The sequence below is a fragment of the Paraflavitalea sp. genome (genome assembly GCF_059502485.1).
In genome coordinates this window covers 1,044,851-1,060,384 of sequence record NZ_JCACET010000008.1, presented here as the reverse complement: position 1 = coordinate 1,060,384, position 15,534 = coordinate 1,044,851, and the positions used below count along the sequence as shown (strand labels likewise).

10 protein-coding genes are annotated in these 15,534 nt (G+C 47.7%); 5 read left to right on the top strand and 5 right to left on the bottom strand.

Annotation, left to right across the window (positions count from 1 at the left end):
* Positions 1-47 precede the first annotated feature (47 nt).
* Complete coding sequence (locus tag AC5JBY_RS07145) at positions 48-1,007, bottom strand: helix-turn-helix domain-containing protein (RefSeq protein WP_495903877.1); 960 nt, start codon at positions 1,005-1,007, stop codon at positions 48-50.
* Positions 1,008-1,226: 219 nt separating this feature from the next.
* Positions 1,227-2,198 carry a peptidoglycan DD-metalloendopeptidase family protein gene (locus AC5JBY_RS07140; RefSeq protein WP_495903876.1) on the bottom strand — a complete coding sequence of 324 codons (972 nt, stop codon included), beginning with the start codon at positions 2,196-2,198 and terminating at the stop codon, positions 1,227-1,229.
* A gap of 244 nt (positions 2,199-2,442) precedes the next feature.
* On the opposite strand from AC5JBY_RS07140, the gene alaS reads away from it, so the two are divergent.
* Positions 2,443-5,082: an alanine--tRNA ligase gene (gene alaS / locus AC5JBY_RS07135; protein WP_495903875.1), complete on the top strand. Its 2,640-nt coding sequence runs from the start codon at positions 2,443-2,445 to the stop codon at positions 5,080-5,082.
* A gap of 89 nt (positions 5,083-5,171) precedes the next feature.
* On the opposite strand, the gene AC5JBY_RS07130 is transcribed toward alaS, so the two are convergent.
* On the bottom strand, positions 5,172-7,562 hold the full coding sequence (locus AC5JBY_RS07130; RefSeq protein WP_495903874.1) for an ABC transporter permease: 2,391 nt from the start codon (positions 7,560-7,562) through the stop codon (positions 5,172-5,174).
* A 295-nt stretch (positions 7,563-7,857) separates the two neighbouring features.
* Here AC5JBY_RS07130 and AC5JBY_RS07125 point away from each other — a divergent pair, with 295 nt between their 5' ends.
* The 4 genes from AC5JBY_RS07125 to AC5JBY_RS07110 all read left to right on the top strand — a co-directional run bounded on the left by AC5JBY_RS07125 (position 7,858) and on the right by AC5JBY_RS07110 (position 12,885).
* Positions 7,858-8,916, top strand: a complete 1,059-nt coding sequence (locus tag AC5JBY_RS07125; protein ID WP_495903873.1) for a PDZ domain-containing protein — start codon at positions 7,858-7,860, stop codon at positions 8,914-8,916.
* A 157-nt stretch (positions 8,917-9,073) separates the two neighbouring features.
* Positions 9,074-10,564 (top strand): Asp-tRNA(Asn)/Glu-tRNA(Gln) amidotransferase subunit GatB, encoded by a 1,491-nt coding sequence (gene gatB, locus AC5JBY_RS07120; protein WP_495903872.1) that lies wholly within the window; start codon positions 9,074-9,076, stop codon positions 10,562-10,564.
* Positions 10,565-10,570: 6 nt separating this feature from the next.
* On the top strand, positions 10,571-11,785 hold the full coding sequence (locus AC5JBY_RS07115) for a TlpA family protein disulfide reductase (RefSeq protein ID WP_495903871.1): 1,215 nt from the start codon (positions 10,571-10,573) through the stop codon (positions 11,783-11,785).
* 296 nt (positions 11,786-12,081) lie between these two features.
* Complete coding sequence (locus tag AC5JBY_RS07110) at positions 12,082-12,885, top strand: hypothetical protein (RefSeq protein ID WP_495903870.1); 804 nt, start codon at positions 12,082-12,084, stop codon at positions 12,883-12,885.
* A 347-nt stretch (positions 12,886-13,232) separates the two neighbouring features.
* On the opposite strand, the gene AC5JBY_RS07105 is transcribed toward AC5JBY_RS07110, so the two are convergent.
* Together AC5JBY_RS07105 and AC5JBY_RS07100 are read right to left on the bottom strand one after the other, a co-directional pair.
* Positions 13,233-14,702, bottom strand: a complete 1,470-nt coding sequence (locus AC5JBY_RS07105) for a hypothetical protein (protein ID WP_495903869.1) — start codon at positions 14,700-14,702, stop codon at positions 13,233-13,235.
* A gap of 163 nt (positions 14,703-14,865) precedes the next feature.
* The gene (locus AC5JBY_RS07100; protein ID WP_495903868.1) at positions 14,866-15,321 is read right to left on the bottom strand and encodes a hypothetical protein; all 456 of its coding nucleotides are present in this window, start codon (positions 15,319-15,321) and stop codon (positions 14,866-14,868) included.
* Between the last annotated feature and the right edge of the window lie 213 nt (positions 15,322-15,534).

The following is a 15,534-nucleotide window of genomic DNA, read 5'->3' as shown; positions in this document are numbered from 1 at the left end:
AACTTACGACTTGTCATTGCCGACTCACGATTGCCGATTGCCGGCTATCAATGCAACAGCAACTCACAAGGTTTCAAGCCTGTGTGTTTTTTGAAGGCGGTGGAGAAGTGGGAAATAGATGAATAACCCAGCATCATGGACACTTCTGTTACGCTCAATCCTTTTTCATACAGGAGGTAGCGGGCATGCTCCATGCGCTGGCTTTGATAGAAGTCAAATACCGTTGTACCGAAGAGTTCCTTGAAGCCTTTCTTCAGGTAGCATTCGTTGATGGCTACTTTGCGGCTCAACTCTTTGATGGTGATGGGCTCACCGATATGTTGGAGGAGTATTTCTCTTGCGCGAACGATCTTCTCCCGGTCGGCATCATTGGCCAGGAACTTGCACTGGAAGGTTTCGATGGCTTTGTCGCCTTTCTCATCACCCAGCATGCACTCCAAACTGTACAGGAGCAGCATTTGTACCTGGGCGTTGATGTAGATATTTTCCAGGCTGCCGGTATAGGTATGGTTCAGCAAGGCTTCCAATACCATGCGGGTGCGGCCGCACAAAGGCAATATTTTGGAGAAGGAAGAAGGATGCGTGAAATGAAGGATGTTGTCAGTCACCGCCGAATCTTCACCCAGCTTTTTAGGCTTAGCAAACTGTGACAGGTGTACCGGCGTAAACCGGAAGCTCAATACATCAACACTATCCTCCCGGTCACTGCAATTACGGGAAGTACCCAACTTGCACTGATCGCACTCAGATTCTTTATGCTGGCAATACACATTTCCGGACACACAGAACCGCAGTTCCACATAATTCTTTGCAGGATCGTTCTTCTTGTAATTGTACACCATCATACCCGCATCATCAACCGCCCACTGGGAATGTTTGCGGAAACGGCTGATCACATACTGCACTGATCCAGGGATCTGTTGCTCTTTTTCATAAAGAACATCGAGCTGATCCTGCATCATGGGTTGCTTATATGCAAAAGATAATATATCTGGCGCTTGTAACATGGTGACGTGCAAAATTACTGCTACAACACTAAAATTCCTAAATGGTTTGTCAATGCAGGGTCATAATTGTGTCATAGAACGCTGGAAGACAAAGAGTCAGGGTTGGGTGCCAAAACACGTTGCAAGTTACATGATACAGGTTGCAAGGACTTACTCACCAGCGTACCTCTGTAACTTGAGACCTGAAACTTGCAACATTTTCAAGCCCGAAGGTGGCTTCTAATCAAAGCTTTGGTTGCTGGCGGCGGCCATCTTCAACAGACGGTCATATTGCTCGGGGGTGAGGTCGTTGTAGAAGAAGTAAACGGGGTCGAGGTGGCGGCCATTCTTATGTACTTCGTAGTGGCAGTGAGGACCCGTGGACTTGCCCGTGCTGCCTACCCAGCCAATGATCTCCCCTCTTTTTACGCGCTGGCCGGCTTTTACCTTGATGCGGAACATGTGGCCATAGAGGGTTTCGTAGCCATAACCATGGTTTATAATCACGTGATTACCATAGCCTGAGCCAACATTGGCAGCCGTGCGGATCGTTCCGTTGGCGGTAGCATATATAGGTGTTCCCTGCGGAGCAGAGAAGTCGAGACCGTTGTGGTACTTGACCGTTTTGTATACCGGGTCGATGCGGTAACCAAAACCGGAGGCGATGCGTTTGAGGTCGCTGTTGCTCACCGGCTGGATGGCTGGCGTGGAGGCCAGCAGTTCTTCCTTATTCTTGATGAACTCGGCTATTTCATTGTAGGACCTTTCCTGGGCATTGATGCGGTTGGACAGGTTGTTGATGGTTTCCACGATGGAGTTCTCCAGCTGGAAGTTGGCCATCTTCATAACCAGTTGTGTTTCTTTCTGTTGCGCCATCTCCTTCGACCGGATGCTATCGGGGATAGGGTCGGCTTCAAAGATGGTGCGGTATACTTCGTTGTCGCGCTTTTCCAGTTCTGTCACCTGCTGCTGTATTCTTTTGGTGCGTTCTTCCAGCACTTCATACTGCTGTTGGAGCTCCTGGTTGTCGGTGATCAGTCTTTTTTCGGTGGCGGAGGGGAAATAGCGGTAAGCGATGGACACTATTATAATAGCAGTAACGATGGCGGCTGATATAAAACCCAATACCCGCAACAGTTTTACCCGTAACGGGGTCTCCAGCTTTTCGTAGCGGAGGGTATTGGTATTATAGTAGTATTTAATCTTTTTCATGGAGCAATGCCCAGGGTGAAAGGGTTTGTTCCCATCTTAAAACAGTCTTAATTCAATTACCTTTGCACCACGTTAATCAGCCCAAGGTTACAAACGTACACGAAAATGTTGATCTTTTGCTGTTTACGTCAATGATGCATTAACGTTTCCTGTTCGGGATTTAGTGTTTATGGTTTGTGAATGAAACGTTGAAACACGAGGCTTCGACATTAACAAAGATTGTTCCGAATATATTATGACAACGATGACCAGTGCAGAAATCAGGCAGCATTTCCTGGATTTTTTCCGTTCGAAAGGCCATACTATTGTTCCTTCCGCCCCTATTGTGGTGAAGAATGACCCTACGTTGTTGTTCACCAACGCGGGCATGAACCAGTTCAAGGATTATTTTTTAGGCAACAGAAAGGCGCCCAACGCCCGGGTGGCCGACACGCAAAAGTGTTTGCGCGTGAGCGGCAAGCACAACGACCTGGAAGAAGTGGGCGTTGACACTTACCACCATACCATGTTTGAGATGCTGGGCAACTGGAGTTTTGGCGACCCCGCCAACCCCACTGCCGGCTATTTTAAAAAGGAAGCGATCGCCTGGAGCTGGGAGCTGCTGACAGAAGTGTTCAAGCTGCCGAAAGACAGGTTGTATGTTACTGTATTCGAAGGCGACGCCAAAGAGCAACTGCCCAAAGACGAAGAGGCCATCAATGAATGGAAGCAATGGATTGCTGAAGACAGGATCCTGCTGGGCAACAAGAAAGACAACTTCTGGGAAATGGGCGATACCGGTCCCTGTGGCCCCTGCACGGAGATCCATGTGGACTGCCGCACCGATGAGGAGCGCAAAAAGGAGGACGGTAAAGCGCTCGTGAATGCCGACCACCCACAGGTGATCGAGATCTGGAACAACGTATTTATTCAGTTCAACCGCCTGAAGGATAGCAGCCTCGAACCGCTGCCCGCCAAGCACGTGGATACCGGTATGGGCTTCGAGCGCCTGGTGCGCGTGTTGCATGGCAAGCAATCGAACTACGATACTGACATCTTCTCCGGCACCATTGCCGCTACCGGAAAGATCGTGAATAGAAAATATGATGCTACCGACAGCAAGGAAGCGATTGCTTTCCGCGTAATCGCTGATCATATCCGGGCCATCAGCTTTACTATTGCTGATGGACAGCTGCCTTCCAACACAGGCGCCGGTTATGTGATCCGCCGCATCCTGCGTCGTGCCGTACGTTATTATTATAGTTACCTCGATTATAAACAGCCGCTGCTGCACCAACTGGTGCCGGTACTGGCCGAGCAGTTCAAAGCTGTTTTCCCTGAACTGCACCACCAGGTAGACTTCGTGAGCAAAGTGGTGAAGGAGGAAGAAGATGCTTTCCTGCGCACCCTCGATAAAGGCTTAAAGAAGATAGACGAGCTGGTAGCCAATGCTAAAAACAAAACGATCGATGGCGCTGCCGCTTTCGAATTGTATGATACCTATGGCTTCCCGGTTGACCTGACGCGCCTGATTGCCAGTGAGCAGCAACTATCAGTGGATGAGGCTGGTTTTGAAAAAGAAATGCAGCAGCAGAAGGAACGCAGCCGCGCCGCTACCACACTGGACACTGAAGACTGGGTAAACCTGTATGAAAACAAGGGACAACAGTTTGTAGGTTATGAGCAACTGGAGTGCAAGACCAAAGTGGTGAAGTACCGCAAGATCAAAGCCAAGGGCAAAGAATCTTTCCAACTGGTATTGGCCTCTACCCCTTTCTATTCTGAGAGTGGCGGGCAGGTAGGCGATACCGGCCAGCTATACTTCGATGGTGAGATCGTAGCAGTAACCGATACTAAAAGAGAAAACGACCTGATCGTTCATTTTACCGATAAGCTGCCGGTAAACATCACGGCACCGGTAGATGCCACTGTGGATGTTGAGCGCCGCCGTAAGATTATGGTGCACCACTCGGCCACGCACCTGCTGCATGCTGCCCTGCGCAAAGTGCTGGGCACACACGTAGCGCAGAAAGGCTCGCTGGTTAATGATGAGTACCTGCGTTTCGACGTATCGCATTTTGCCAAGATCACCGACGAGGAGATTGCCGCTGTAGAGAAGCTGGTGAATGAAAAGATACGTGAGAACGTGCCGGTTGTCATTAAAGAACTACCCAAAGACGAAGCGATCAAGCTGGGCGCTATGGCCTTGTTTGGTGAAAAATATGGTGATGTGGTACGCGTAGTGATCATCGATCCTGCCTACTCCATCGAGTTGTGTGGCGGCACGCACGTAGGCGCCACTGGCGAGTTGGGTGTTTTCAAGATCACGCAGGAAGGCGCTGTTGCAGCCGGCGTACGCAGGCTGGAAGCGGTATGTGGTGGTGCTGCCGAAGCGTTCATCAATGAGCAGTTTACTTTGGTGCGCAACATCCGCGAATCGCTGAAGAATCCCAAGGATGTGATCAAAGCAGTAGAGAGTCTTTCAGCAGAGAACAATGACCTGAAGAAGAAGCTGGAGCACCTCGAAAACAGAATGCTTGTAGGCGTTCGCAATGAACTGTTGCAAAAAGATGAGATCATCAATGGTGTTACTTATATCGGACAGATCATAGAAGTAGGTAATGCGGATGCGCTGAAGAAACTTTGTTATGATCTCAAGAATAACCTGAATGACTACGTAGTGGTATTGTGTGCCAACATCGGCGGCAAGCCTTTCGTGGCAATCGGTATTGCCGACACGGTAGTGGCTGCCAAAAACCTCGATGCAGGCAAGATCATCAAGGAGCATGTAGCGCCCCTGATCAAAGGTGGCGGTGGCGGCCAGAAGAACCTGGCAACTGCCGGTGGCCAGGAAGCGGGCGGGTTGAAGGCTGTGATCGAGAAGGTGAAGTCGTTGCTGGGGTAATATTCAAGCTGTGAGCTAAATACATTAAAGCGGGTTGTCCTGTAAAAGGCAACCCGCTTTATTATTTCATGAGCGTTATTGTTGAGCAGTTATTCTGTTCTCAGGCTTTTTACCGGATTGGCAATGGCTGTTTTTATCGTATGAAAGCCGAGTGTGAGCAATGCGATCAGTATAACGATCGCCCCGGCGAGGGCAAATATCCACCAGCTCAGGTCAATGCGGTAAGCAAAATTCTGCAGCCATTCGTGCGCGGCATAGTAGCCGGCCGGCAGGGCTACCAGGAAGGCCACGCCAATCAGTATAAAAAATTCTTTCGCTATCAATACCGCAATACCTGTAACAGCCGCTCCCAATATTTTACGGATACCGATCTCACGGGTACGCTGTTCTATCGACAACATCACCAGCCCCAGTAACCCCATGCACGCAATAAGGATGAACAGTACAGCAGCTACTCCAATGATCTGTTTCCATTTTGTCTCTTCCGCATATCGTTTGGCTACGATATCACTGGCAAACTGGTAATTGAATGGAAAAAACGGCGCCACCTTTTTGTAGGTATGCTGCAAGGAGGCGAGGGTTGCAGGCACTTCTGCCGCGTTTATCTTTATCCAAGCCTGCCCATAATTCCTGGCCGAATCCATGGCAAATACCTGCGGCGTTATCTTTTCTTTCAACGACCTGAAATGGTAATCTTTGATCACCCCTATGATCGTTAATGTCTGTTCGCCTTTTCTAAAGCTGATGGTTTGTCCTACCGGATCGGTCCATCCTGCTTCTTTTACAAAGGTTTCGTTGACGATGGCAGCCTGTGTATGATCGGAAGAGAAGGCGGGCGAAAAATTACGTCCTTCGATGATGGGTATATCCAGTACAGGAAAGAACTGTTCATTTACTTTGCTGTAATCGATGGTAATGTCTTTTCCTGCTGCCCGTATTCCGGCAGTCGTATTGCCCCTGTTCCTGCCAGCGATGCTGATAACGGATGAGCTACCGGCCAATTCATTGCTGAAAGTTTCAAACGTGTTGTGGTCACTTTTACCATAGGGCATATCCACTTTCACAAGGTTGCCGGGATCGTATCCGAGATCCTTATGGTACAGGTAATTCATTTGTGTGTAAATGGCAATAGTAGCAATAATGAGAAAGATGGCCAGGGTAAACTGCAGCACTACCAGCCCGCGGCTGAAATAGTTTTTTCCCATCAACTTTTGCCGATTGTTCAGCGCTTTGACCGGCTGAAACGAGGAAAGTACCAGAGAAGGGTAGAAGCCTGCGATGAATGCCGTGGCGAATAAAAGGAGGATATATGCAACGCACAGTTTATAATCGGCGAGGTAGCTAAGACTTAGTTGCTTATTGGCCATTTCATTGAAGAAGGGAAGTGTTATGAACGTGAGCACAAGGGCCAGAGTAAACGAAATTGCAGCAATGAATAATGATTCTGCCAGAAATTGTATGATCAATTGCCCACGCGTGCTGCCAATCACTTTCCGGACGCCAATCTCTTTGCTCCTTTTCAAGGACCGCGCGATGGCCAGGTTGATAAAATTGATGCAGGCCACTACGAGTATAAACAGTGCAATGAGCCCCAGGATATACGACCAGCTGATATCGCCGCCGCTGCCTAAGCCATTATCCTGCCCAAACTCGCCCAGGTGGATGGCGGTTATGGGTTCAAGGTTCAATGCCACGTTTATGGCAATGTTCTTTTTTGCTTTTACCTCCGCGATCTGTTTTCCGGTATGCCTGTCGAACAGTGCCTGTATTTTTTGATCTACTGCTTTTACAGCTGCCCGGGGCTCAAGCAACAGGAATGTATTCACGTTGCCGCCAATCCAATCGTCATCAGGCTTGTTATTTTGCAGGTAGTAGTTGTAAGGCAATAGCAGATCGAAACGGATGGACGAATTCTGTGGACTATTCTTTGCAACAGCAGTTACCGCAAAAGCCTCAAAGTCGTTATTGAATTTCAGCTCCAGCGTTTTGCCAATCGCGTCTGCAGTTCCGAAATACTTCTTTGCAACATCTTCGGAGAGAACAATGGCATGCGTGTTATTGAGAGCAATACGGGGATCGCCCTGCAGCAGCGGGAATGAAAAAAGTGCAAAGAAGTTACTGTCGACAAACAACGGGTTTTCAATAAATGCCTCGCCTTTATGTTTCACCGTTACCGGCGACTGCGTGGTCCTTGTGTACCCTGTTATTTCAGGTATTTCTTTTTCGAGGGAGGGACCCAGGTGAGGCGAAGTGATACCCATTTTATGCGGGGCATCCTCTCCTATTTGTATACCCTGCACAACCCTGTATAACCGGGTATAGTTTTCATGAAACCGGTCGTAGCTAAGTTCATCTTTGGTATACAGGAAGATCAGCATACATACGGTGAGGCCAATGCTTAATCCTGCGACCATAATAATAGAGAATGTTCTGTTCCGTAAAAAGCTTCTCCAGGCAGCTTTGAAGTGATTTTTAAGCATACTGTTTTGGTTTTAAAGAGCTGATGGAACGTCCCTGTATAAGCACTGAAAATATGCCAATCCTTTAATTGTTTAATTATCAAACGCATCCTTGTGACCTTACCGCCAATCCCGTTCGGTTATGATACAATTATTGCCCGCTATTGAACGGACGCCGGCCTGTCAACCCTCTCGTAATCCTAAGATTGTGTTAAACCAAACGGCCCATTTCCGAAATTTTTCGTATTTCAATTATTTCCCTATATTTGATGTACGAAGACTACCGTAGTTCCGCATTTTTAAAAACACATGTATCATGAAAAAATACTTCTTCTCTCTATCCGGATTAGCAGCGTTGCTGCTGGTGCTGGCCCAGCCGGTTGCGGCCCAGGACGATAACAAAGCCGACAAAAAAGACAAGGACAAAGACAAAGTGAAACAGTATGACGAGATCATCATCCGTAAGAAAACCGATAAGGATGGTGGCAAGGTAACTGTAGAGATCAAGGATGGTGAGGTATTAGTAAATGGCAAGCCAATTGAAGATTTTGAAGATGAAAACATCTCCGTGCGTAAGCGCAAAACAGCTATTGCCGGTCTTGGTGCTGTAAACGGTTCTCCTTTCCGCAGCCATGGCGGCACTGCCCTGAACTTTGGTGATGATCATTTTGAGGCATTCGGTTTGGGTGATTCCAAATCTGCTTTCCTCGGCGTAGCTACCGATGACGGTAAAGACGGCGCCAAGGTAGAGACAGTGACCAAAGGAAGCGCCGCTGAAAAAGCCGGCCTGAAGAAGGGTGATGTGATCACCAAGCTTGACGACAAGGCTGTTTACAGCCAGGATGAAATAGCGGCTGAAGTGAAGAAGCACAAACCCGAAGATAAGCTGACCGTTACTTTCAAACGTGATGGCAAGGAGCAAAAGGCTACTGCTACTTTGGGTAAAAGACCAGGCAACGCGATTGCCTTTGGTGACAACTTCCAGGGTTTCTCTGCCCCCAACCTCCAGGGCCTCCAGGCGCTGCCCAACTTCGACTTCAAGTGGGATGAGCGCAGTGGTGGTGGCGACGGCCCCCGCGTGTTTTATAACTCCAGCCGTGGCCGCCTCGGTATCAAAGCCCAGGACACGGAAGATGGTAAGGGTGTGAAGGTATTGGACGTAGATGATGAGTCTATTGCCGAGAAAGCCGGTGTGAAAGAAAATGATATTATTACAGAATTTAATGGCAAGGCAGTGAACACCGCCGACGAGCTGGCAGCCGCCGCCCGCGAAGCGCGTGAAAAGCCTTCCGTAACCGTGAAAGTGCTCCGCGATGGCAAAGCCCAGTCGCTGGAGTTGAAAACGCCTAAGAGGCTGAAAACTGCCAACCTGTAATCATTCTGCATGACAGCACTATAGAGGCCTCCCGGTAACGGGGGGCTTTTTTTGTTACAGGATACACGTTGCAGGGTACAGGGGTTGGTTACCAAAGTGTTACTTCCGGCACGGCTTTGCCAAAGCTTCGATGAGCGGGGTGGGAAATCCGCCTTTTATGAGGTATTTTTGCGGGCTTAGCAAGAAGTACACAGTTATGGCTGATATTAAGGATTCATATGAAGTTGTGGTAGGGCTGGAGGTTCATGCCCAATTGCTCACAGAAAGTAAATTGTTCTGCGGCGACAGTGCGGCTTTTGGCGGTGATCCCAATACGCATATCAGTCCCATTACGCTTGCTCATCCGGGCACTTTGCCCAAGCTGAATAAGAAGGCGGTGGAATATGCCATCCGCATGGGGCTGGCCTGCCACTGCGAGATCAGCCGTAACAACTATTTCGCCCGTAAGAATTATTTCTATCCCGATCTGCCGAAAGGTTACCAGCTTTCGCAACATACTACGCCGGTGTGTATCGGTGGCCATGTCACTATCCGTACTGCGGAGGGTGAAAAGGCCATCCGCCTCAACCGCATTCATATGGAAGAGGATGCCGGCAAAAGCATTCATGATGCCGACCCCAACAGTACTTGTGTAGATTATAACCGCGCCGGCGTGCCGCTGGTAGAGATCGTGACCGAGCCCGATATCCGAAGTGGTGACGAGGCTTATGCTTATCTCACCGAGCTGCGCAAACTGGTGCGCTACCTGGCCATTTGCGATGGTAACATGGAAGAAGGCAGCATGCGTTGCGATGCCAACGTATCTGTGCGCAAAAAAGGCGACACGAAGCTGGGCACCAAGGTGGAGGTGAAGAACCTCAACTCTATCCGCAACGTAAAGAAGGCCATCGAAATTGAAGCGCAACGCCTGATCGGTCTGCTGGAGAGTGGCGAACCCATCATTCAGCAAACGAGGAGTTTCGATGCCGGCAACAATACTACGTTTGCCCTGCGTACCAAAGAGGACGCCAACGATTATCGTTATTTCGCCGATCCAGACCTTACACCATTCCGTGTAACCGAAGAAATGCTGGCATCTATCCTCCGGGATATTCCTGCATTGCCGGAAGAAAGGATCGCCCGCTATACCACACAATTGCAGCTGCCGGATTATGATGCGCGCGTGATCTGTGATGAGAAGGAAACGGCCGACTATTTTGAAGCTGTCATTGAACATACTTCCAACTATAAAGGAGCCGCCAACTGGATGCTGGGTCCTGTGAAATCATGGTTGAATGATAACAATGCTACCATCCCTTCATTCCCGGTTACTGCTGCTTCGCTGGCAGCGCTGATCGCGCTGGTGGATAGCAACCAGGTGAACTTCTCTATTGCTTCTACCCGCGTGTTGCCAGCTTTGCTGAAAACACCGGAGAAAGCACCATTGGACATTGCCAAGGAACTGAACCTGCTGCAGGACTCTGATGAAGGCAACGTAGCTGCGTGGATAGAGGAAGTGCTGAACAAGATGCCTGATAAGGTAGCTGAGTACCAGAAAGGCAAGAAAGGCTTGATGGGACTTTTTGTAGGGGAAGTGAAGAAGATATCTAAAGGAAAAGCAGATCCAAAACTGACGAACGATATTCTATTAAAAAAATTACAATCATAGTCTTATATGAAATACCCTTTGCGTTGGCTTGTATTGGCAGTATTAATAACGTTAGGCGCTTGTTCCGGCGATAAAGGCAATACGCTGGAAGTAAAAGGAGCACTGGAGCACCTGGATCAACTGACAGCAAACAACCCTGGCCTGGTAAAAGATGGCAAGATCAAACTGGCCTTGTATGAGATACCTATGAGCGCCGATGGTGCGGGCGCGCCTCCCATATTACTGGATACCCTTACCATCCCTGTGACGCAAAAATCTTACCGCCTGAAAGGTGCTGCGCAAAGTAATGGTGGTCTATATAATTTATCTATTGGCGATGGGCCTATGCTGCCGCTGATCTACGACAGCAAATCGATCACTGTCGATATCGACTTCTCCAATATGAACCGCTTCTACTCCGTGAAAGGTTCTGCTGCCAGTGAGCAGTTGAAAGATTTTATTTTCACGTATGCCGATCGGCGCACTTCTGTTGAGCGCCAGATGCAGGCATTGGACAGCCTGAAGCAATTCCAGGCGAGTGATAGCCTTGTGCTGGCCGCTACCAGTAAAAAGAATGAAGCGCTGAATGGTTTGAATGCTTACCTGAAGCAATTCCTGGGTAGTGCCAACCAACCTACGCTGGCTTCTTTTGCGTTGGGCCGTGCCGCTCAAACGTTGCCTATTACTGATTTTGAAGCTTCTTTAAACCAACTGACCCAAAAGTTTCCGCAAGACAGTAACCTGACTGAGCTAAAGAAAAAGTACGAGTCTTTCAAGGCGCAGCAGCAGGGTGCGGGCGCCGGTGGCAGCTGGGTGGGCAAGCAGGTGCCGGAAATGGTGATGCCTACACCGGAGGGGAAAGATGTTGCTTTGTCTTCTTTCAAAGGAAAGTATGTGCTGGTCGATTTCTGGGCCAGCTGGTGTGGTCCCTGCCGGGCAGAGAACCCCAACATCGTGCTTGCGTACCAAAAATTCAAGGATAAGAACTTCACCATCCTGGGCGTATCCCTCGACCAGGACCGGGGCAAATGGGTGGAAGCTATTAAAAGAGATGGCCTTACCTGGACCCAGATCAGCGATCTGCAGTATTGGGACAGCAAGGCGGTACCGCTCTTTGGTTTTAATGGTATTCCTTTTAACTTGCTGGTAGACCCGCAGGGCACCGTGATTGCCCAGGGCTTGCGCGGCGAGGCGCTGGAGCAGAAGCTGACGGAGGTATTGGTTGCCAAGCCTGCTCAGTAAGGAATAGGCAAATTAGTAAATAACTGATTTTCAATAGAGACGACTCACTACGGTGGGTCGTTTTGCATTATAGCTACGGACAAGATTTACAACGAATTAAAACAGGATGCAGCATATATGCAGCATATACCCAGCACTTATACAGCTTAGATACAGCATTATTTAAAAGGTATGCTGCATCTATATTTAATAATTACATATTATTTTATATTAATAATTTAATTTCTTAAATTGAAGAACCGGCACCTGACGGAAACCCCGAAGGATGCTTTTTAACACATTAAACTTTAACTATTATGGCAAAAGCACAAGGAGGCCTTGGCGATGGCCTCAGGGGAAAGATTGATGGTCTTTCCTTTTACACAATGAAGGGCGTAGAAGGAACGATCGTTCGCAGAAGCTCCGGGCATACCAAAGAAAAGAAGAACTCGGACCCTAAGCTTAGGAACTTCAAACTGGCCGGGGAAGACTTCGCCGGCCGTGCCCGGATGAGTAAATTCCTGATGGGAGCGCTGGCCCATCAGAAGCCGATGGCCGACTACAATATTGCCGGCCCGCTCATTGCGCTGATGAAGCCTGTCCAGGAACTGGATAGTGAGGGCGATTATGGAGCCCGCAACGTTAAGTTGACAGCCTACCCGCATGTGCTCAAAGGTTTTTCGCTCAACAACAGCCATCCGCTCGATACGGTGATCCGCTTCCCGGTTACCGGATCCATTAACCGTGAAACGTTGTCGGCCAAGGTACAGTTCCCTGAATTGGTACCGGGTATCAACTTTGCGCCATCGGCGAAGCAACCTTACTACGCTTTCCGTATTTCACTGGCTGTGGTGCCCGATATTATTTTCAACAAAGGTCTCTTTACAGCAACACATCCCGGTTATCCGATCAGTTGTGCCAAGTCTGTAGACTCCGACTGGTTTTCGCTGCAGGAAGGTTCCAAGGCATTGGAAATGGAGGTCGGCACCGTCTTTACTCCGCCCGATACCAACTTTACGCTGATACTGACAGCAGGCATTTTGTATGGAGAATTAAAAGCACTCGAGCATATTGGCCAGGTGAGACATGCAGGCAGCTCGAAAGTGTTGGAGGTGGGGTAAGAGAAGGCGGATATAAGTGCATATCACACATAGCCTATACGCCAAATCAGAAATCCATATAACAAAAGGATGAATAGATTACTTAGAATAACCCTCCATTTATCATACATTTTAAACCTCTTCAACAGCAATCCGTTCGCTAATAAATGAATGGCTATAGTAGCTCCTAAAAATATCCAGGCTAATCTGTCATAATCATTGTTTGCCCCAAAACCATAGCTATATGCAATTATTGTATTAACAATTACCATTACGATAAACAGAACAATATTAAATCCGAAGATGATTTCATTGTACAGATTGTATTTACCACGGTTATCTTGCATTGGCCGGTTAATTCAAAGTAGTTAACGGAATGCATAACCTATTCTAAATTTAACGGCCTGTGTGCGGGGTTGCTGCTGGTAGCTGAGGAAATCCCAGAGTAACTGCACTTTTGTTTTTTTGAATGTTTTGCTCTTGAGAGAAATTATTTTGCTGATGCCTACCAGACCACTTTGCTGCCATTTGTCGCTTTGTGCAGCTATATCGGGCGTAATTGTTCCACTAATTGTGAGCGGCTGGTAGTTGTACTCATAGCCGCCCGAAGCAAAGAAGCTACCTTTCAACTTTACATCGAGGAAGGAGCGCACGCCTGCGCCCTCGCTGGAGATAGCGATGTTGCGTATATCTTTTCCCCATCCAACTTTGTAGCTGCCACCAATACCGACGACGCTTTTATCGCTAAGTTTATACCCGACCGATAGTCCAATATCAGAAGTGGTGGGGAAAAAGTTGTTGGACTTTTGTGTTTGCAGATTGGTTCCGTATTCCAGTCTTTTCCAGAAGGATTTTGTTTTTTCGTTGTTGGGTTTAAAGTCTGGCATATCCATATCGGCTCCACCAGCGCCCAATTTGTTGATCTTGTCTTTTAGCTGGTTTAGCTGGGCCTGTGCAGCTTGCAGGTTTTGTTGCAACATTTGCTGGGCATTAGGACCTGCAGATGCTAACTGTGTTTGCAGGAGTTGCTGTATCTGGCTGCGGGTTTGCAAGCCTGCGAGACTGGCATTGCTGGCATACCCTGCCGGTACGGAAAACAGCCCTGCCAGCTCTGAATGTTGCTGCAGGAAGCTTTGAAAGGCGGGCAGTTTATTGAGGAGGGATAATGCTTTTGTAAACAATTTGTCAGGATCGTTGAACATATCACGGTATTCCTGTATCTGCCGGGAATAATAAAAAAGTTCTTTATTGAAATCCTGGTAGCTTTGGGCAAGTCCAGGCGGCAGGTTGGTGTATCTGCTAAAGGTGGCTTTGATCTGCTCCTTGCGTTGGCGAATGAAGGCTTTAATCTGTTCGGATTGTTGGAGTTTCCCTTGTAGCTGTTGTACCTGCTGCAGGGAACCGGTAATTTTTTTGGCTTCGTTGGAATTAAGTAGGTTACTATTGTTTTGCAAGAAGGAAAGCGAGGTTTTCAATGAATCCACATATGGCATGTAGGCACCACTTGCGCGGCCGGTAAGGGTTGTGGGATTTTTGAGTTGTTCGCTCAGTTTGGCATATTGTTCGGCTGCCCCGTCGAAAAGCTGTTTGGCAGCTGTGGAGTCTGTCTTCATTAATTTCTTCCTGAGCTTTTCTTCTTTGCGAGCGAGTCGTTGCAGGAACTTTTCGGTTTTCCGGGTGAGCTGCGCTTCGAGTTTTTCGGTCTTTTTCTGTATGTGTTCGTTGAAGCGAGTGGGCAGGTTGATCAATTTATCCGTGAAGGATGGTTGATCCTGCGCGACTGCGATTTGTATGCAGGCGAGATTAAGGAATAGTATCAGTAAACCCGAAATTCTCATAATAACAGCTTTGATATTTTCATACAGGTAATATAAGATGTATTATCCAGGCACAAGTACGCTTCTGCACATATCCAACCTGCATACTTGCGCCAGTTAAGGGGCCCCGCCAGAGTGATTGGCGGGACTGTTGCTCTGTAATAGTCCTCATAAGTAATCAAAATCATTCATTTGTTACAACAAATTTGCTAACTGATGAGGTATACTCAATATCATTTGCTATATAACAGAATGTTGATGAATCAGTCTTTAATCGATGCCTTACTTCGGCTGCCATTAATTGATTCCGCTCCAGCAAAGCTTTGAAAGCATATATTCTCATCACAGTACTTCTACTATATGATAAATTCAACCATTCCGAATCCGATATTAACTTATTAAGTCTATCGTAGGATTCGTATGTAGCATTAGCCCTACTTTCAATACCAATACCTGCACCATATACACAATCGCTTGCTTCTATTCTTGTTATTAAAATCTTCAAATTGTTTTCAATATCAGGCATTGTTCTTTTCGTCAACGCACTATCCTTTTCTCTCAAATTACCCTGATTACAAGCTGTATTTGCATAAAGCTGAATAAAAGTAAAAGCTATTATAACCCTACCTTTTCTATTCATAATTCAGATTGACTATCGTTTGGAAAACTTTGTTTTCGTTTTATCTACTGCTGCTTGTTGCTGTTCTAAAATAAGTGTAGAAGTTACTCCGATAACAGTTGTCTTAGTTACACCTCTATGATCCATTCGAGTGCTCGCTTCCCACGGTATGAGTGCTGCTACACCATTCACCTCTCTAATTGTATTATACTCCTCACAATTGGTGAACAGCTA